Origin of the sequence: Streptomyces sp. NPDC058274, from assembly GCF_042881375.1 — a bacterium.
Taxonomy (GTDB): domain Bacteria; phylum Actinomycetota; class Actinomycetes; order Streptomycetales; family Streptomycetaceae; genus Streptomyces.
On the sequence record NZ_JBHVXW010000004.1, the window covers coordinates 94,284 to 112,608 of the forward strand.

Genomic DNA, 18,325 nt, shown 5'->3' on the forward strand with positions numbered 1-18,325 from the left:
GTTGGAGATGCTTGATCATTTGATCAAGGGTGTGAGCGTGGTGGATGGGACGGGGGCGGCCGCGTATACCGCTGACGTGGGGATACGGGATGGGCGAATCGCCGTGATCGGGTCGGTCACCGAGCCGTCGCGGACCAGCGAGGACGCCGCCGGGCTCGTCCTCGCGCCCGGTTTCGTGGACCCCCACACGCACTACGACGCGCAGCTCTTCTGGGACCCGTACGCGACGCCGTCGCTGAACCACGGGGTGACGACCGTCGCGGGCGGCAACTGCGGCTTCACCCTTGCCCCCTTGAATCCCGGCCGCCCCGATGACGCCGACTACACGCGCCGCATGATGTCCAAGGTCGAGGGCATGTCGCTGGTCGCCCTGGAGGAGGGCGCGCCCTGGAGCTGGCACAGTTTCGGGGAGTACCTGGACGCCCTGGAAGGGCGGATTGCCGTCAACGCGGGCTTCATGGTGGGGCATTGTGCGCTGCGGCGGTACGTGATGGGCGCGGACGCGGTCGGCGGGCAGCCGACCGAGGAGCAGCTTGCGGAGATGCTCGCCCTCTTCCACGAGGCGATGGAGGCCGGAGCCTGGGGGCTGTCCACGACCCAGTCCTCCACCCACTCCGACGGCGACGGGAAACCGGTCGCCTCCCGGCATGCGAAGCCCGCGGAACTGCTGGCCCTCTCCCGGGCCGTCGGCGACCACGAGGGAACCCAGATCGAGGCGATCGTCGCCGGCTGCCTCGACCAGTTCAGCGACGACGAGATCGATCTGTTCGTGGAGATGAGCGCGGCGGCGGGCCGCCCCCTGAACTGGAACGTCCTGACGATCGACGCGTCCGTCCCCGAGCGCGTCCCCCGCCAGCTGGAGGCGAGCGAGCGCGCCCGCAAGGCCGGCGGCCGCATCGTCGCGCTCACCATGCCGATCCTCACGCCCATGAACATGTCGCTGGGCACCTTCTGCGCGCTGAACCTGATCCCCGGGTGGGGCGAGGTCCTGGGCCTGCCGGTGCCGGAGCGGATCGAGAAGCTCCGCGACCCCGACGTACGGGCCGGGATGCTGCGCCGGGCGGACAGCAAGGAGGCGGGCGTCTTCCGCCGGCTCGCCAACTTCGGGCGGTACGTCATCGGCGACACCTACAGCGCGGCGAACGAGGGCCTGACCGGGCGGGTCGTGAACGACATTGCGGCCGAGCGCGGCCAGGAGCCGTTCCAGTGCCTGGTGGAGATCTGCGCCAACGACGGGCTGCGTACGGTGCTGTGGCCGATGCCCACCGACAACGACCCCGACTCCTGGGCGCTGCGGCAGGAGACCTGGCGGCACGAGGACGTCATGCTCGGCGGCTCCGACGCGGGCGCCCATCTGGACCGTATGTGCGGAGCCCCGTACACCACCCGGTTCATCGGGGACTGTCTGCGCGGGCGGAAGCTGGTGTCGCTGGAGCAGGCGGTGAAGATGCTGACGGACGACCCGGCGCGGCTCTTCGGGCTGCGCGAGCGCGGCCGGCTGCGGGAGGGCTTCCATGCGGACCTCGTGCTCTTCGACCCGGAGCGGATCGACGCGGGCAAGGCCACCCTGGTGCACGACCTGCCGGGAGACAGTCCGCGGCTCGACGCCAGGGCGATCGGCGTGAAAGCCGTCTGGGTCAACGGAGTCGAGGTGATCCGGGACGACGTGGTGAGCGGTTCCGTGCCGGGGAGGGTGCTGCGGTCGGGGCGGGACACCAGGACGGTGAGCACCAAGTGACCGAGGAACAGCGGCTGTTCATCGACGGGGAGTGGGTCGCGCCGGACGACGGGTTCTACGAGGTGATCGACCCGGCGACCGAGGGCGTCGTCGGCCTTGCGCCGGAGGCCTCGCGGGAGCAGGTGTACGCGGCGGCCGCCGCGGCCCGCGAGGCCTTCGGGGCGTGGTCGCGCACGCCCGCCGGGGAACGCGCCGCCGTCCTCGACCGCGCTGCCGGGATCATCCAGCGCAACTTCGTCCCGTACGCCGAGCTCGCCCAGGCCGAGAGCGGCGCCACGACCGGCACCGCACGCGGCATGCAGGTGGGTGTGGGCATGGCACGCTTCCGGCGGTACGCGCGGCCCGAGCCCGTGGAGCAGGCGCTGCCGCCGCAGATCAACGAGGCGGGCCCCTTCGGGAAGGCCGCCGTGATGGGTGCGCTGGCCGTGCGCCAGCCCGTCGGCGTGGTCACCTGCATCACCTCGTACAACAACCCCTGGGCCAACCCGGCGGGCAAGATCGCGCCGGCCCTCGCCATGGGCAACACCGTGGTCGTGAAGCCCGCCCCGCAGGACCCGCTGTCCGTGTACCGGATGGCGGAGGCCCTGGCGGAGGCGGGCGTTCCGCCGGGGGTCGTGAACGTGGTGAGCGGCTCCCGGGCGGAGGCCGGCGAGGCCGCGGTCGACAGCGACGACGTGGACATGGTGAGTTTCACCGGGTCCACCGCCGTCGGGCAGCGGATCGCCGAGGTCTGCGGGCGCGGGATGAAACGGCAGCTCATGGAGCTGGGCGGGAAGGGCGCGGCACTCGTCTTCGACGACGCGGACCTGGACTCGGCGGTGGCCGGGATCGGCACCACGTTCTCGTTCTACAGCGGACAGATCTGCACGGCGCCGACGCGGGTGCTGGTGCAGCGGGGTCTGCATGACCGGCTGGTCGAACAACTGGCCGCCTATGCAGGTCACTTGAAGGTGGGGGACCCGCGGGAGCGGGGCACGGTGGTCGGCCCGGTCATCTCGGCGGCCCACCGCGACCGCGTCGAGTCGTACGTCGAACTGGGCCGGAAGGAGGGCGCGCGGGTCGTCGCGGGCGGTCAACGGCCGCCGTACGAGCGGGGGTTCTATGTCGCGCCGACCCTGCTCGCCGACTGCACCCCCGACATGCGGGTCGTCCGGGAGGAGATCTTCGGCCCAGTCGTCGTGGTCGTCCCCTTCGACGACGAGGAGGAGGGCATCGCCCTCGCCAACGACAGCGACTACGGCCTGATCGACTACGTCTGGTCGGCCGACGTGGCCCGCGCCTTCCGCGTCGCCCGCCGCCTGCGGGCCGGCGGAGTCGGCGTGAACACCGTCGGCCGCAACATGGAGGCCCCGTTCGGCGGCTTCAAGAAGAGCGGAGTGGGCCGGGACGTGGGCTCGTACGCCCTGCACGCGTACAGCGAGGTGCAGTCGATCGTGTGGGCGGGCTGACGCCGCTGTCCGGGACGGCTCCGGCCTCCGAGGAGCGGGAGGCGGACCGTGCCAGATGACCGGCGGCCGACTCCGCCAGGGTGCGGACCGCCGGATGCCAGGGGCGGGCCTGCGGGCCGCCTTCTACCATCCGGCCGGGGACGGCCATGGGCAGGGCCACGGGCCGGCCGACCCACCCGCTCGCTGAGCGCTCCGCACCGCGGCGTTCGGGCGCGGCCCGTTCGCTCGTGCCGGGCGGTCAGCCCTCCAGATCCACCCGCACGGTCAGCAGCTGGGTGCCGAAGGCCTTGACCGCCGTGCTGTTGAAGCGGGGCAGGGTGCGCAGCCGGGCGCGGGGGTCGTCCGCGGGCATCAGATGGGCCGTACCCGCATGCCAACGGCCGTTGACTCTTACCCTGACCTGCGGGTTCGCCTTGATGTTGCGTACGTACTGGGACTTCTCGCCGTACTCGGAGACGAGCCAGAAGGCCTGTCCGACGCGGCGCCCGCCGATGGGGGTGCGGCGCGGCAGGCCGGAGGTGCGGCCCGTGGTCTCCAGGAGGGTCTGGAACGGCACCCGGCGCAGCAGCGGATTGGCGATCCGCCGCTGGAAGGCCGTGACCGCCCGGAACTTGGCCTCGTGCTGACGCGACATGCGTGCTCCTTCTCCCGGTCCGCTGCCGGTGTGAACGTACTCCAGCCGGCTGGCCCGTAGCGTCGCTAACGTGTTGGTGTTAGCGTTGTTCTTGTCGGGGTGCGCACCGCAACCCCAGCTGCGACAGGAGCAACGTCATGAGCGAGCAGTCCAGCACTTCCAGCCGGGTGGCCGTCGTCACCGGCGGGTCCCGTGGGATCGGCCGGGAGACGGCCGAGCGCCTGGCCGCCGACGGATTCGCCGTCGTCGTGAACTACGCGGGCAACCAGGCCGAGGCCGACAAGGCCGTCGCCGCGATCACGGAGAACGGCGGACAGGCGATCGCCTGCCGCGCCGACGTGGCCGACGAGACCGAGGTGGCCGCCCTCTTCGACGCGGCCGAGGCCGCCTTCGGCGGTGTCGACGTGGTCGTCCACGCGGCGGGCGTCATGACCCTGGCCCCGCTGGTCGACACCGACCTCGACGCCCTGGACCGGATGCACCGCACCAACATCCGCGGCACCTTCGTCGTCGACCAGCAGGCCGCCCGCCGGCTGCGCGAGGGCGGGGCGATCATCAACTTCTCCAGCTCCGTGCTGGCTCTCGCCCTCCCCGGCTACAGCGGGTACGCCGCCACGAAGGGCGCCGTCGAGGCCATGACCCTGATCCTGGCCCGCGAGATGCGCGGCCGGGACATCACCGTCAACGCGGTGGCGCCCGGCCCGACCGCCACCGCGCTCTTCCTGGACGGCAAGGACGAGGAGACCGTCGCGCGGATGGCCGCCCAGCCGCCGCTGGAGCGCCTCGGTACGCCGCAGGACATCGCCGAGGTCGTCTCCTTCCTGGCCGGCCCCGGCCGCTGGGTCAACGGCCAGGTGATCCGCGCCAACGGCGGAATCGTCTGAGCGAGAGCTGTCCCGCCGACCGGTGAGCGAGAGCCGTCCCGCCGACCGGTAACTACCGCACTGCTTCGACCAGTAACGACCGCACTGCTTCGAGGAGTTCTGCCATGAGCAAGACCATCGTCATCACCGGCGCCGGTTCCGGCTTCGGCGCACTCGCCGCCCGCGCACTGGCCCGGGCCGGCCACACGGTCTACGCGGCGATGCGTGACACCGGCGGCCGTAACGCGGACCGCGTCGCACAGGCCGAGGCGTACGCCGCCGAGCACGGTGTGCGGCTGCGGACCGTCGAACTCGACGTCCTCTCCCAGGAGTCGGCGGACGCGGCCGTCGGCACGATCCTCGCCGAGGCCGGCACGCTCGACGTCGTCGTCCACAACGCCGGCCACATGGTGACCGGGCCGACGGAGGCCTTCACCCCCGAGGAGCTGGCCGCGGTCTACGACACCAACGTGCTGGGCACCCAGCGGGTCAACCGGGCCGCCCTGCCCCAGCTGCGCGCCCAGGGACACGGCCTGGTGCTGTGGGTCGGGTCCACCTCCAGCCGGGGCGGCACCCCGCCCTATCTGGCGCCGTATTTCGCCGCCAAGGCCGCGATGGACGCGCTCGCCGTGTCGTACGCCGCCGAGCTGGCCCGTTTCGGCATCGAGACGAGCATCGTCGTGCCGGGCGCCTTCACCTCCGGCACCAACCACTTCGCCACCGGCGGGCACCCGGCCGAGCAGACCGTGATCCCCGCGTACGAGGCGCGGTACGCGGGACTGATGGACCAGGTCGCCCAGCGCCTGGCCGCCCTCGCCCCGGCCGACGCCGATGTCTCCCTGGTGGCCGACGCGATCGTCGAGATCGTCGACGCCCCTGACGGGAAGCGGCCCTTCCGGGTCCATGTCGACCCCGCGAACGACGGGTCCGAGGAGGTCAGCCGGGTCGCGGACCGCATCCGCGCCGAGTTCCTCACCCGGATCGGGCTGGCCGACCTGCTGGCCCCGCAGTCGGTCGGCGAGCGGACGGAGGCGCCCGCGTGACGGCGGGTAGCGTCGCTCCCGTGAGTACGAAAGCGCGCATTCTCGAAGTGGCCGCGGCCCTGGTCGCCGAGTCCCCGGACGGGGACGTCTCGACCCGGGCCGTGTGCGAGGCGGCGGGCGTCGGCGCACCCGCGCTCTACCGCCACTTCGGGGACAAGGAGGGCCTGCTGTCGGCGGTCGTCGACCACGGCTTCGGCCAGTACCTGGCGACCAAGCGCGAGCGTGGCCCCGGTACGGATCCCGTGCAGGATCTGCGGGACGGCTGGGACACCCACACCGACTTCGCCCTGCGCAACCCGAACCTCTACCGGCTGATGAACTCCCCGGCGATGCGCACCCCGCCGGCCGCCGCCCTGGAGTCCCACCGGATCCTCACCTCCGACCTCCAACGGGCCGCCGAGCAGGGCAAGTTGCGGATGGCGCCGGAGCTGGCGGCGCAGCTGGTGATGTCCGCCAACGTCGGGGTCGCCCTGATGCTGGTCTCCCGCCCGGCGACCTTCGACGACCCGACCATCTCGCGCCGCGTCCGCGACGCCGTCCACGCGATGGTCTTCACGCCGGAAGTGATGGCCGCGGGCGCCGCCTCCCCGGCCGGCGGGGACGAGGTACGGGTGCCCGCCACCGCGGCCTCGCTCGGCGCGCTGCTCCGCCAGTCGCCGAGCCCGGCGCTCACCCCCGCCGAGGGAACCCTGCTGACCGAATGGCTGGACCGGCTCTCCAACGCGCCGCGCGAGTAGGGCCGTTGCGCCGGGATGGCCCGGGATGGCCCGGGATGGCCCGGGATGGCCCGGGAGTGCGGGGAGCGCCGGTTCGCCGTGAGCGCTGCGAGGGCCGGGAGCGCCGGTTCGCCGCGAGGGCCGGGGGCGCCAGAAGCCGGCGGAGTCCCCGGGCGGTCGCCAACAGCCCCCAGACGGCCCCCAGGGGGCCTCGGCGAAGCCCCCCAGCAGCGTCACCACGTGGATCGTGTGTGAGCCCTGTGGGAGGCATGTGATCCGGGACAGCGGTGTGTCCGCCCCGTGTTAGCCTCCCCCGCACGGTCAGATCGAAGGCATGGCCCGGCCCGGGCGCCCGCGTCGACAGCGCGGGAGGCACGGGGACGGGATCGGGGGAAAAAGATGACCTCTTCGGACGGTTACCAGGTCAAGGCGGGCATGTCGGGCCCGGCCAAGGAGCTCGACGGCGCGGGCGACCAGGCGGGGAAGATCCGCACGGCCGTCACGCCGGCGATGTGCTACTCGGCGGACGCCCTGGGCGGCTCCGACGCCTCCGCGGCGTTCAACTCGTTCGCCACCGCGTGGCAGGCGGAAGCCCGCACGCTGGAATCGGCGCTGCACGAGCTCGGCGACAAGGTGCGGCTCGCCAAGGGGGCCTACTCCGGCAGCGACTCCCTCGTCGAGACGCAGACCAACAGCGTCACCGTCGGCGAGAGCCGGCTCACCACCACCTCGACGAACGCCGGGCGCCCCTCGGCCCTGTCGGGTTACTGAGGGCTCCGGAGATGACGGGATTCCTGCGGCCGGCGGACACTCCGGCCGGACGCCGCGCATGGCTGGCCGGGCTCTGCGAGTCCATCCCCAAGGCCGGCAGCAAGAACGATCTGCTGGACCTGATCGACAGCGCGCTCTCCGTGTCCGCCCCGAAGGGCGACGTGGGGACGCTGGAGACGCTGAGCAAGAAGTACCGCGACCAGGTCGACAAGGCCGGGGACGTGTACGACCGGGTCGACCGGGTGTCCCGCAAGGGCCTGCCGGAGGTCTGGGTCGGCGACACGAGCGTCCTCGCCTCCGACGTGGTGGCCGCCGCCGCCCGCGCCGCGACGCAGCTGGCCGAGGCGTTCCAGGGCGGCGCGATGGTGCTGCTCGCGCTGGCCGACGCGGTCAAGGACGCACAGCAGCGGGACGGCGACGGCCGCGGGAAACTGCAGGACGCGAAGAGCAAACTCGGCGGCAGGGACGGGTTCTTCGACGACCTGCACGAGAACGACGACGAGGAGAACGACCGGCTGACCGCCCGTTTCTTCGCCTCCGACGGGGTCGGGCTGATGCACGCGGCCGCCGTCGCCGAGGAGGAGGCCGTACGGATCGCGGCCCGGGACCTCAACAAGTGGACCTCCGAGGCCCGCGCCGGGAAGCTGGACACCAGTGAACTGACCGCCGTCGACCGGCTGATGCTCGCCGACACCAGCGCGGTGGACGGCGATCCCGAGATGAACGAGATCCTCTCGGCCGGCGACCTGGAGCGCGCCGCCCGGCGCATGGACCAGCTGAACCTCGACGACGAGGCGGCCATGGAGCGGATGCTGTCGCACTCGGACAGCGCGCAGGAACGGGCCTATCTGATGAAGGCCCTGGCCTCGGGCCACAGCGTCCAGGAGATCGAGGCGTTCCAGGGCAAGATCCACGGCAAGGACCCCGAATGGATGCGCCGGCACCTCACGCCGGTGGTCACCGAGGCGGACAGCCTCGACGACGAGGGCCTGGCCAAGGACGGCTCCAACAACAACAAGGACTCCGTCACGTTCGACGGCCAGGCGTGGATCCAGGGCGGCAACGGCTCCGAGGGCACCTGTGTGGCCTCGTCCACCGTCACCGCCCGCGCCATGGTCGACCCCGTGTACGCCCTCGACCTCACCGGCGGCCCCAGCGGACAGGAGGACGACCCCAAGGCCTTCAGGGACCGTCTGGTGGCCGAACAGCACCGGCTGCACACCGAGGGCGACGGCGGCGCGAACTGGGGCGGCATGGGCCAGGAGGGCCAGGAACGCATCGCCGACTCCGCCATCGGCAGCGCCACGGGCAACGACTACCAGCGCCACGACCTGAACAACGCGGACGAGCGCCGGGCGGTGCTCACCGACGTCGAGAAGGCGGTCGCGGAGGGGCGCCCGGTGCCGGTCGACGTCTCGGGCAGCAACGGCGCCCACGCGATGACCATCATCGCCCAGGAGGGCGACATGCTGCAGGTCTACAACCCCTGGGGCACGACCACCTGGGTCAGCGAAGACGACTTCATCAACGGCAACATGGGTAAGGCATCCAGCAGTGATCTCCCCAATGCGTACCAGGTCTACGTCCCGCAGTAGCAGGGGCACCGGCGCCGTCGCGGCGGCCGCGCTCCTCGCACTCGTCGCGGGCTGCGGGGGCGGCACGGACGGACCCACCAGCCACCCCGTCTCGGACAGCAGCATCACCGCCGGGGTCGGGGAGCGCTTCACGCTCGCTGTCAACGAGAACGCCTCCACCCGCGAGCACTGGTACCTGGCCGACCCGAAGCCCGACAGCTCGGTGGTCCGCAGCCGGGGCAACCGCTACGAGTCGGACTCCGACGAGGCGGCGCCCGGCAGCGGCGGCCACCTCGTCTTCACCTTCGAGGCCACCGGCAAGGGCACCACCAAGATCGTGCTGCTGCACTGCACGTTCAACACCTGCAACGACAGCACCGCTTCCCCGACCGCGTCGGCGACGGACCCGAACACCCCGACCGCGACGGCCTCGTCGACCCCGTCGGCGACGACCACGCCCTCCTCGACCTCCTCGCCCTCATCGGCGAAGGCCACGCCGACCTCGTCCTCGTCCTCGTCCCCCGAGCCCGAGCGCGTCACCTACACCGTCACCGTCAGCTGAGACGAGACAACCGAGGCTCGCCATGAACACCACCCCGCACCCCCCGTCCCGCACCGACGACGAACTGGCCCGGCTCGACTTCACCGTCCTGCTGCGGTACGGCCTCACCGCGCCCGCGGGACCCCGGCGCACCGCGCTGTTCGGCGACGGCGTCGCGGGCGCCGCGGTGGTCCTCGACCGCCTCGGCACCCAGCCCCGCTCGGTCGCCTTCCTCGCCGACACCGTCCGCGCCGGCGGCCTCGCCTACGCGGCGGAGCTGCCCGAACCGCTGCCGCGCCCCGAAGCGGCGGCCGTGGTCCGCGCCTGGCTGCAGGCGGCCACCGAACTCGTCGGCGGTGTCGCCGCCGACGACACCGCCGCCCGCTGGCTGCGGGCCGTGGCGAGTGTCATCGAGCTACGGCAGCTGGAACGAGCCCGCGGCTGACCGCGACCGTCACGAACGGCCCTGGCCGACGGGAACTGTCACGACCCGGCCCTGGCTGACGGGGACAGTCACGACCCGGGCCCGGCTGACCGCGACCGTCACGAACGGCCGACGAAGACGGGCTCCGTCACGATCGGCCCAGAAAGACCGGGTTGGTGAACGCCGCCAGCGGGCCCGGGAGGCTCGGGACCTGCGCCGGGTGACGGACCTCGGCGCGGACGTACGAGGAGTTCGCCGCCGTCGTACGCCACTGGGCCGTGCCGGCGCCGGACGCGTCCACGGCCGGGGAGGTGAAGAGGACTCCCTGGTCGGTGACGAAGCGGAGGGTGCAGCCGGGGGCGCCGGTGACGGACAGGCTGACGGTCACCGGGGCATCCGCCGCCACCCGCAACCGCTCGCCGATGCCCGCGTGTTCACCCTTCGGGCCGGCCGCCGAGAAGGTCAGCGACACGTCCTTGGACTCGGCCACGTACGAGCGGCCGGCCCGGATGCCGTCCTGGATGGCGTCGCGGGTCAGATCCTCGGCGAGGACCACGGTCTGCGGCGTACCGACCGGGTCGGGGTCGCGGTGGGCGTCGCTGTTGCCCATCGCCGGGATCCACTCCCGCCCCTCGCGCACGGACGCGACCAGCATGCCGTCCCAGTCGGCCAGCGCTACCTCGTCGTCCGGTGTGTACGCGCCGTTCCACACCTCGACCGCGTCCGCCTCAGCGAAGCCGAACTTCCAGTTGCAGCCGATGCAGGTGGCGTGCGGATGGGCCGGGACCACCAGGCCGCCGGCTCCGCGGATCTGCCGGGCGTACTTGCCGAAGCGGTTGTCCCGGGCGCGGTAGCGCCAGTCGATGAACGTGCCGGGGTCGGTACCGAGGGCCACCACGTGGCCGTTGCGCGTGGTCACCTCCTCGCCGACCATGATCAGCAGGTCGTCGCCCGCCTGGTCCGCCCAATGGGCGTGCGAGGAGCAGGTGTTGTGGTCCGAGGAGTTGATGAAGTCCAGGCCCGCGGCCCGGGCGAGGGCGGCGATCTCCGCCGGGGTGCGGCGGCCGTCGGAGTACCAGGAGTGCAGATGGCAGTCGCCGCGGTACCAGGCCCGCCCGCGGCCCTTGGCGCGGGACGGCGGGTACACCGGCTTCGGCGCCTGGCCCGGCTCGCCGTACGTGAGCGTGATGGTGACCTCGTACGACAGTCCCTGCGGCGCCACCGTGTACGGGCCGAGCGCGATGTGCCAGGTACCCGGACGGACCCGGCCCGGGATGTAGCCCGGCGTCGCCTCGTCGGCCCGGATGAAGAACTCCGTGCGGGCGCCGCCCGACCAGCCGCGGAAACCCCGGCCGCCCAGCTCGGTGCCGTGTTCGTCGAAGACGCCGATGTCGAGGGCGTTGGCCATCGTGCCGGCCGGGACAGCCGGCTTGTCGTAGGTGTAGGCGACCCTGATCTCCCGTACGCCGGCGGGGACTTCGACCGGCAGATAGACGAAGTCCGGCGAACCGGTGGGCAGGGTGCCGCGCACCGTTCGGGTCTCGGTTCCGCCGGCTGTACCGGCCGCGTTCGCGAAGGTCACGCTGCCCAACGTAAGCGCGGCGGCGGCTCCCGTCACGAGCAGGGCGCGTCTGCCGATCCCGTGGTCGTCCTCGCACATGCTGGTGCTCCCGGTGTGGTGAGTGACAGGGGTGGCGCGTACCAACTTGGTATTGAGCCGTGAACTCCCGTGCAAGGGAAGGGGATCCACAGCTTTCGACTTGGCGGCGCTGATGCTAGGAAGGGCCCATGCGGATCGCCACCACGATCTTCCTCACCGACGAGACCATCACCCCCGTGCGGCTCGCCGGGGAACTGGAACAGCGCGGTTTCGCCGGGCTGTTCCTGCCCGAGCACACCCACATCCCTGTCGAACGCACCACCCCGAACCCCTCGGGCGGCCCGCTGCCGCGCGAGTACGGGCGCACCCTCGACCCCTTCGTCGCCCTCGCGCAGGCCGCCGCGGTCACGCGGGACCTGCGGCTCGGCACCGGCATCACGCTCATCGCCCAGCACGACCCCATCGGCCTCGCCAAACAGATCGCGACGCTCGACCACCTCTCCGAAGGCCGCTTCACCCTCGGGATCGGGTTCGGCTGGAACGTGGAGGAGGCCGCCGACCACGGAGTCGACTGGCGTACGCGACGGGAGCTCGGCCGGGACCGGATGGCGCTGATGCGGGCGCTGTGGGCCGCGGAGCCGACCGCCTACGACGGGACGTACGGGAGCGTCCGGGCCAGTCACGCCCACCCCAAACCCGTACAGAAGCCGCGCGGTCCCGTCGTCGGGCCGCGCACGCTCATCGGGGGCGCGGCCGGGCCGAAGCTCTTCGCGCACATCAGTGAGTACGCGGACGGGTGGATGCCCATCGGAGGGCGCGGACTGGGTGAGTCACTGCCCGTCCTGCGCGCCGTCTGGGCCGACGCCGGCCGGGACCCCGGCGCGCTGCACGTCGTGCCGTCCGCCGTCCTGCCCACCCCGGGCAAGCTCGCGTACTACGCGGAGCTGGGCATCGAGGAGGTCGTCCTGCAACTCCCGCCCGCCGGCGAGGCGGACGTCCTGCGCGTGCTCGACGAGTACGCCGCGTACACGCGGTGAGTGCAGGGTGCGGAACGGGGGCGTCCGTGGGCGGCGGGAGCGGCGGGAGCGGTGGGCGGCCCGGGCCGGGAGCACTCCTGGACGGCCCGTCCGGCGGTACGCACCGGGCCGCGCCCGTTTGGCCTGATCACGGCGATCGTATGCTCGAAGGATGACGACCTCCGAGACCTCCGGAACCGGGCCGACGGCGAACTCCATGCGGCGCGCGCTCAAACGCGCGCGGGACGGCGTCGCGCTCGACGTCACCGAGGCCGCCGTGCTGCTCCAGGCGCGCGGCGCGGACCTGGCCGACCTCGCCGCGTCCGCCGGCCGGGTGCGCGACGCCGGGCTCGCGACAGCCGGTCGCCCCGGCGTCATCACGTACTCGAAGAGCGTCTTCATCCCGCTCACCCGGCTGTGCCGGGACAAGTGCCACTACTGCACCTTCGTCACCGTGCCGGGCAAGCTGCGCCGTGCCGGGCACGGGATGTTCATGTCCCCGGACGAGGTGCTCGACATCGCCCGCCGGGGCGCCGGACTCGGCTGCAAGGAAGCGCTGATCACCCTCGGCGACAAGCCGGAGGACCGCTGGCCCGAGGCCCGCGAATGGCTGGACGCGCACGGATACGACGACACGATCGCGTACGTACGGGCCATCTCGATCCGCATCCTGGAGGAGACGGGCCTCCTGCCGCACCTCAACCCCGGGGTGATGTCGTGGACCGACTTCCAGCGGCTGAAGCCGGTCGCGCCGTCGATGGGCATGATGCTGGAGACGACCGCCACCCGCCTGTGGTCCGAGCCGGGCGGCCCCCACCACGGCTCGCCCGACAAGGAACCGGCGGTGCGGCTGCGGGTCCTGGAGGACGCGGGCCGCTCCTCCGTCCCCTTCACCAGCGGACTGCTCATCGGCATCGGTGAGACGTACGAGGAGCGGGCCGAGTCGCTGTTCGCGCTGCGCCGGACCTCCCGGGCCTACCACGGCATCCAGGAACTGATCATCCAGAACTTCCGCGCCAAACCGGACACGGCGATGCGCGGGATGCCCGACGCCGAGCTGGACGAGCTCGTCGCCACGGTCGCGGTGGCGCGGCACATCATGGGCCCCGGCGGCTGCCTCCAGGCGCCGCCCAACCTGGTGGACGCCGAGTACGGGCGGCTGATCGCCGCCGGCATCGACGACTGGGGCGGGGTGTCCCCGCTGACCATCGACCATGTGAACCCCGAGCGGCCGTGGCCGGGGATCGACGTCCTGCGCGAGCAGTCCGCGGCGGCCGGCTTCGAACTGCGCGAACGGCTCTGCGTCTACCCGGAGTTCGTACAGCGCGGCGAGCCGTGGCTGGACCCGCGACTGCTGCCGCACGTCCGGGCGCTGGCGGACCCGGAGACGGGCCTCGCCCGCGAGGACGCGGTCGTCGAGGGGCATCCGTGGCAGGAGCCCGAGGAGGCGTTCACCTCGTCAGGCCGCACGGACCTGCACCGCACCATCGACACCGAGGGGCGCACCGGCGACCGGCGGGAGGACTTCGACCTCGTCTACGGCGACTGGGGCGCGCTGCGCGAGGCCGCGGCACCCGGGATGGTGCCCTCGCGCATCGACACCGACGTCCGGCAGGCGCTGGCGACGGCCGCCGACGACCCGGCCCGGCTCACCGACGACGAGGCCCTCGCCCTGCTGCACGCGGACGGGCCGGCCCTGGACGCCCTGTGCCGCATCGCGGACGAGGTCCGCAAGTCGGTGAACGGCGACGACGTCACGTACATCGTCACCCGGAACATCAACTTCACCAATGTCTGCTACACCGGCTGCCGGTTCTGCGCCTTCGCCCAGCGCCGCACGGACGCCGACGCGTACACCCTCTCCCTCGACCAGGTCGCCGACCGCGCCCAGCAGGCCTGGGACGTCGGCGCGGTCGAGGTCTGCATGCAGGGCGGCATCCACCCCGACCTGCCCGGCACCGCGTACTTCGACATCGCCAAGGCGGTGAAGGAGCGCGTCCCGGGGATGCACGTCCACGCCTTCTCCCCGATGGAGGTGGTGAACGGCGCGACGCGCACCGGCCTGTCGATCCGCGAATGGCTGACCGCCGCGAAGGAGGCGGGCCTCGACTCGATCCCCGGCACGGCCGCCGAGATCCTCGACGACGAGGTCCGCTGGATCCTGACCAAGGGCAAACTGCCCACGGCCACCTGGATCGAAGTGATCACCACCGCCCACGAACTCGGCATCCGCTCGTCCTCGACCATGATGTACGGCCACGTGGACCAGCCCCGCCACTGGCTCGGCCACTTCCGCACGCTTTCCCGCATCCAGCAACAGACCGGCGGCTTCACGGAGTTCGTGACCCTGCCCTTCATCCACACCAACGCCCCGGTGTACCTGGCGGGCATCGCCCGGCCCGGCCCCACCGTCCGCGACAACCGCGCGGTCACCGCCATGGCCCGGCTGCTCCTGCACCCCCACATCCCCAACATCCAGACCAGCTGGGTCAAGCTCGGCTCCGAGGGCGCCGCCGAAATGCTCCGCTCCGGCGCCAACGACCTCGGCGGCACCCTCATGGAAGAGACCATCTCCCGCATGGCCGGCTCCAGTTACGGCTCCTACAAGTCCGTCAAGGACCTGATCGCCGTAGCCGAAACCGCAGGCCGCCCGGCCAAGCCCCGCACCACCCTGTACGGCGCGGTCCCGGCGGAACGCCAACAGGCGGCTGCGGCTTCGGACGGTCATCTGCCGGAGTTGTTGCCGGTGTTGGACTGAGCGGAGCGACTCACCGTCCGACCGGGGCCTGGACGAGCCCCGGTCGGGGCGCGGACAGGCCTAGGCGGACGGCTCCGTGGATCGGCCGCCGAACGGCAGATGGATCACCACCAGCGTGATGCCCGCGAGGGTGATGACGCGGGTGGCGGCGTCGAGGCCGTTCCAGGTTTTGGACTGCCACATGGCGAACCACTCGCCGCCGACGCCGATGAAGCCGGCGCCGAAGAGGAGCAGGACCATCAGCAGACCGTAGGTGGAGATGCGGCGGGCCTGGGCGTGGTCGCTGCGTATCCACAGGTAGGTGGCGGCGAGGAGGATGAGGGCGGCGAGGGTCTCCCAGACGATGATCGCGACGTACGCGGTGTCCTGCCAGGCGGTGGACGTGATGGCCCGCCACATCAGGTCGTCGTCCTTGAACGTCGTGTCCATCGCGAGGACATGGCGTACGAACTGCTGGTTGGTGCCGAAGTCGGTGATGTTCCCGAAGGCGACGAGGGTGATGTAGAGCGCGACGGTGGCGGTGAGGAGGGCGGCGGCGAGCGGGAGTGCGCCTGGGGTGCGAGGGGTTCGTGTGACGGACATGGTCCCACTATGTCGTCGGGGCCGGGGTGACTCCCAGGAGTTTTTCGGCGAGTTGGGCGAGACTGGATGCCGGCCGACCGGGGGAGAGGTGTGCACATGGCGCGGGCACGGCCGTCGTCGCGGTCCATGCAGTCGGTGCAGTCGATGCAGGAGATCATTCAGGGGCGCCGGCGGCGGGGGTTCGTCGGGCGGCAGGTCGAGCGCGCCGCCTTCCGGGAGAATCTGGACGTGCCGTCCGGGGACGAACGGCACCGGTTCCTGTTCCACGTCCACGGGAACGCGGGCGTGGGAAAGACCTTCCTCGTACGGGAGTTGGAGCAGCTCGCCCGGGAACGCGGCGCGCTCACCGCCTACGTCGACGAGGGCGTGGGCAGTGTGCCCGAGGCGCTGGCGGTGATCTGCGAGCGGTTCGCCCGGCAGGGGCACCGGTTCAAGGACCTGGAACGGCTGCTGGCCACCCATCGTGAGCGGCGCCACGAGGCGGAGACGGCCGTGGTGGCACGGGATGAGGTGCCGGCCGCCTCACCGTCGGCGGCGAGCCTGGCCGCCGCGCGGGCCGGACTGGTGGGCCTCGGTCTGGTGCCCGGCGTCGGCGCGTTCGCGGGAGCCGTCGATCCGGCCCAACTCGCCCAGGGCGCCGACCGGTTGCGGGCGGGGTTCGGAACCCGGCTGCGCAACCAGGAGGACCTGCAGCTGGTGCTCTCCCCGGAGCGCGTACTGACGCCCGTCCTGCTCGCCGAGTTGGCCGGGGCCGCCGCCGAAGTCCCCTGGATCGTGCTGCTCTTCGACACCTACGAGCGCACCGGGCTCTTCCTCGACGGCTGGCTGCACGACACGATGACCACGGACCGGTACGGCGCCCTGCCCGCGAACGTCGTGGTCGTCACCGCGGGCCAGCACCCTTTCGACACCCTGCGCTGGGGCGGCTTCGCCGACTGGGTGCGGGACGTGCCGCTGGACCCCTTCACGGAGGCGGAGGCGCGGGGCCTGCTCGCGGACCGGGGAGTGGTCTCGGCGCCGGTCGTGGCGGAGGTGCTCCGGCTCACCGGCGGACTGCCGGTGCTGGTCTCCACGCTCGCCGAGACACGGCCGGCCGATCCGGGCGACGTGGGAGATCCCAGCGCGACGGCCGTGGAGCGGTTCCTGAAGTGGGAGCAGGACCCGGTGCGCAGGGCCGCCGCCCTCGCCTGTGCCTTCCCGCGCCGGCTCGACGCCGATGTCTTCCGGGCCGCCGTGGACTGCCCCGACGAGGACGCCGACGCGCTGTTCGACTGGCTGCGGGGGCGGCCGTTCGTCAGCGACCGCGGCGACCGGATCCAGTACCACGAGGTCGTACGGGCCCCAATGCTGCGTCTGCAGCGGCACCGCTCCCCGCGCGGCTGGGCCGAGCGGCACGGGCGCCTCGCGGAGACCTTCGCGGGCTGGCGCGCCGATGTCGAAGTGGCAAGCGGTACAGGGGAGTTGTGGGCCGACGAGCGGTGGCGGGAGCTGCGTCTCGCGGAGTCCTACCACCGGCTGTGCGCACAGCCTTGGACCGTTCTGCCCGAGGTGCTGCGGGACTTCGTCGACGCCTGCGACCAGGGGGAGGCCGTCGCCGTGCGCTGGGCCGGTGCCCTGCTGGAGGCGGGGCGGGACGCGGGCGCGCAGGACGCGGCGTGGTGGGGGTTCGAGCTGGGGCAGGGCCTCGCCGGGCACGGGACGGCCGCGGCGCTCGGACTCCTGCTGAACGGTCCCCCGCGCGACAACCGCGCCTCGGAGCACCAGGGCTCCAGCGCCACGGAGGAGTCCGATCACGACCTCTCGCCGGACCCCGCCGGCCTCGACGCACCGGCGCGGGCCCTCGCCCACACGGTCAGGGGTGGCGCCCTGCACCGGGCCGGCGCGTACGAGGCGGCCCTGGCGCAGTACGAGGCTGCCGTCGGTCTCGACCCCGGGCTGGCCCGCGCCTACCGGGGCCGGGCCACGAGCCGCGGTGAACTGGGCGACTACGAAGGCGCGATCGGCGACCTGGACCGGGCGGTCGCCCTGGCGCCGGACGACGGCCGGGCCTTCTCGCTGCGCGGCGAGTACCAGCGCATCCTGCGGAACTACGACGCCGCGATCCAGGACCTGGACCGGGGGATCGCCCTCGATCCGGCGCAGGCCTTCGCCTGGGCCTCCCGGGGCGCGACGCGGCTCAGCCGTGGTGAACTCGACGAGGCCCTCGTGGATCTGGACCGGGCGCTCGAACTCGATCCGGGGTACGGGTGGGCGCTGGCCCGCCGGGCCCGGGTGTGGCGGGCGCGCGGCGACCAGACGCGCCGGTTCGCCGACCTCGACCGGGCGGTCGCCCTGCAGCCCGACTGGGCCTGGGGAGCGTGCGAGCGCGGGGACGCCCTGCGCTCGGCGGGCCGCCACGAGGAGGCGCTGGCCGACTACGACAGAGCCCTCGCGCTCGACAGCGCGTACGCGTCGGCCTACGCGAGCCGGGGCGCATCCCGGGCCGCCCTCGGCCGCCACGAGGAGGCCCTCGCCGATCTGGACCGGGCGCTGGAGCTCAGGCCGGGGTACGCGTGGGCGCTGGAACAACGGGCCGCGATCCGAGAGCGGTTCGCGGGTGACGGCGGGGGGTGACACT

The 18,325-nt window shown here is 72.6% G+C and carries 15 protein-coding genes; 12 read left to right on the top strand and 3 right to left on the bottom strand.

The features are described 5' to 3' along the window. Window positions 1-7 precede the first annotated feature (7 nt). Complete coding sequence (locus tag ACFVYF_RS10405) at window positions 8-1,738, top strand: amidohydrolase family protein (RefSeq protein WP_389453861.1); 1,731 nt, start codon at window positions 8-10, stop codon at window positions 1,736-1,738. Further along, window positions 1,735-3,186, top strand: a complete 1,452-nt coding sequence (locus tag ACFVYF_RS10410) for an aldehyde dehydrogenase family protein (RefSeq protein WP_389453864.1) — start codon at window positions 1,735-1,737, stop codon at window positions 3,184-3,186. Before ACFVYF_RS10405 ends, ACFVYF_RS10410 begins: the two co-directional genes overlap by 4 nt. A 238-nt stretch (window positions 3,187-3,424) precedes the next feature. On the opposite strand, the gene ACFVYF_RS10415 is transcribed toward ACFVYF_RS10410, so the two are convergent. Next, window positions 3,425-3,820, bottom strand: a complete 396-nt coding sequence (locus ACFVYF_RS10415) for a nitroreductase/quinone reductase family protein (RefSeq protein WP_389453867.1) — start codon at window positions 3,818-3,820, stop codon at window positions 3,425-3,427. A 137-nt stretch (window positions 3,821-3,957) separates the two neighbouring features. On the opposite strand from ACFVYF_RS10415, the gene ACFVYF_RS10420 reads away from it, so the two are divergent. From ACFVYF_RS10420 to ACFVYF_RS10450, 7 genes are all read left to right on the top strand, one after another. Beyond that, entirely contained in the window at window positions 3,958-4,704 is a 747-nt protein-coding gene (locus ACFVYF_RS10420) for an SDR family oxidoreductase (protein ID WP_389453870.1), read from the top strand. A gap of 104 nt (window positions 4,705-4,808) precedes the next feature. Beyond that, complete coding sequence (locus ACFVYF_RS10425) at window positions 4,809-5,726, top strand: SDR family NAD(P)-dependent oxidoreductase (protein ID WP_389453873.1); 918 nt, start codon at window positions 4,809-4,811, stop codon at window positions 5,724-5,726. 20 nt (window positions 5,727-5,746) lie between these two features. Continuing rightward, window positions 5,747-6,463: a TetR/AcrR family transcriptional regulator gene (locus ACFVYF_RS10430; protein WP_389453876.1), complete on the top strand. Its 717-nt coding sequence runs from the start codon at window positions 5,747-5,749 to the stop codon at window positions 6,461-6,463. Window positions 6,464-6,841: 378 nt separating this feature from the next. Continuing rightward, window positions 6,842-7,213 (top strand): hypothetical protein, encoded by a 372-nt coding sequence (locus ACFVYF_RS10435; RefSeq protein ID WP_389453879.1) that lies wholly within the window; start codon window positions 6,842-6,844, stop codon window positions 7,211-7,213. 11 nt (window positions 7,214-7,224) lie between these two features. After that, entirely contained in the window at window positions 7,225-8,808 is a 1,584-nt protein-coding gene (locus ACFVYF_RS10440) for a peptidoglycan-binding protein (RefSeq protein ID WP_389453882.1), read from the top strand. After that, the gene (locus ACFVYF_RS10445; protein ID WP_389453885.1) at window positions 8,780-9,349 is read left to right on the top strand and encodes a protease inhibitor I42 family protein; all 570 of its coding nucleotides are present in this window, start codon (window positions 8,780-8,782) and stop codon (window positions 9,347-9,349) included. Before ACFVYF_RS10440 ends, ACFVYF_RS10445 begins: the two co-directional genes overlap by 29 nt. A gap of 22 nt (window positions 9,350-9,371) precedes the next feature. Further along, window positions 9,372-9,773, top strand: coding sequence for a hypothetical protein (locus ACFVYF_RS10450; RefSeq protein ID WP_389453888.1), 402 nt, complete (start codon window positions 9,372-9,374; stop codon window positions 9,771-9,773). 127 nt (window positions 9,774-9,900) lie between these two features. On the opposite strand, the gene ACFVYF_RS10455 is transcribed toward ACFVYF_RS10450, so the two are convergent. Then, window positions 9,901-11,412, bottom strand: coding sequence for a CehA/McbA family metallohydrolase (locus ACFVYF_RS10455; RefSeq protein ID WP_389453891.1), 1,512 nt, complete (start codon window positions 11,410-11,412; stop codon window positions 9,901-9,903). 128 nt (window positions 11,413-11,540) lie between these two features. Here ACFVYF_RS10455 and ACFVYF_RS10460 point away from each other — a divergent pair, with 128 nt between their 5' ends. Next, window positions 11,541-12,389: a TIGR03619 family F420-dependent LLM class oxidoreductase gene (locus tag ACFVYF_RS10460; RefSeq protein WP_389453894.1), complete on the top strand. Its 849-nt coding sequence runs from the start codon at window positions 11,541-11,543 to the stop codon at window positions 12,387-12,389. Between the two features lie 151 nt (window positions 12,390-12,540). Further along, window positions 12,541-15,126 carry a bifunctional FO biosynthesis protein CofGH gene (locus tag ACFVYF_RS10465; protein ID WP_389453897.1) on the top strand — a complete coding sequence of 862 codons (2,586 nt, stop codon included), beginning with the start codon at window positions 12,541-12,543 and terminating at the stop codon, window positions 15,124-15,126. A 60-nt stretch (window positions 15,127-15,186) separates the two neighbouring features. Here ACFVYF_RS10465 and ACFVYF_RS10470 read toward each other — a convergent pair whose 3' ends face one another. Next, a complete protein-coding gene (locus ACFVYF_RS10470; protein ID WP_389453900.1) occupies window positions 15,187-15,708 on the bottom strand; it encodes a DUF2165 domain-containing protein in 522 nt (173 codons plus the stop codon). A gap of 96 nt (window positions 15,709-15,804) precedes the next feature. Between ACFVYF_RS10470 and ACFVYF_RS10475 the strand changes: the two genes are divergently transcribed. After that, entirely contained in the window at window positions 15,805-18,321 is a 2,517-nt protein-coding gene (locus ACFVYF_RS10475) for a tetratricopeptide repeat protein (RefSeq protein WP_389453903.1), read from the top strand. Window positions 18,322-18,325 lie beyond the last annotated feature (4 nt).

Bases quoted from the DNA above. Each gene is read 5' to 3' on its own strand.
- ACFVYF_RS10405 (WP_389453861.1), top strand. From the start codon at position 8: ATGCTTGATCATTTGATCAAGGGTGTGAGCGTGGTGGATGGGACGGGG.
- ACFVYF_RS10415 (WP_389453867.1), bottom strand. From the start codon at position 3,820: ATGTCGCGTCAGCACGAGGCCAAGTTCCGGGCGGTCACGGCCTTCCAG.
- ACFVYF_RS10420 (WP_389453870.1), top strand. From the start codon at position 3,958: ATGAGCGAGCAGTCCAGCACTTCCAGCCGGGTGGCCGTCGTCACCGGC.
- ACFVYF_RS10425 (WP_389453873.1), top strand. From the start codon at position 4,809: ATGAGCAAGACCATCGTCATCACCGGCGCCGGTTCCGGCTTCGGCGCA.
- ACFVYF_RS10435 (WP_389453879.1), top strand. From the start codon at position 6,842: ATGACCTCTTCGGACGGTTACCAGGTCAAGGCGGGCATGTCGGGCCCG.
- ACFVYF_RS10440 (WP_389453882.1), top strand. From the start codon at position 7,225: ATGACGGGATTCCTGCGGCCGGCGGACACTCCGGCCGGACGCCGCGCA.
- ACFVYF_RS10445 (WP_389453885.1), top strand. From the start codon at position 8,780: ATGCGTACCAGGTCTACGTCCCGCAGTAGCAGGGGCACCGGCGCCGTC.
- ACFVYF_RS10450 (WP_389453888.1), top strand. From the start codon at position 9,372: ATGAACACCACCCCGCACCCCCCGTCCCGCACCGACGACGAACTGGCC.
- ACFVYF_RS10455 (WP_389453891.1), bottom strand. From the start codon at position 11,412: ATGTGCGAGGACGACCACGGGATCGGCAGACGCGCCCTGCTCGTGACG.
- ACFVYF_RS10460 (WP_389453894.1), top strand. From the start codon at position 11,541: ATGCGGATCGCCACCACGATCTTCCTCACCGACGAGACCATCACCCCC.
- ACFVYF_RS10465 (WP_389453897.1), top strand. From the start codon at position 12,541: ATGACGACCTCCGAGACCTCCGGAACCGGGCCGACGGCGAACTCCATG.
- ACFVYF_RS10470 (WP_389453900.1), bottom strand. From the start codon at position 15,708: ATGTCCGTCACACGAACCCCTCGCACCCCAGGCGCACTCCCGCTCGCC.
- ACFVYF_RS10475 (WP_389453903.1), top strand. From the start codon at position 15,805: ATGGCGCGGGCACGGCCGTCGTCGCGGTCCATGCAGTCGGTGCAGTCG.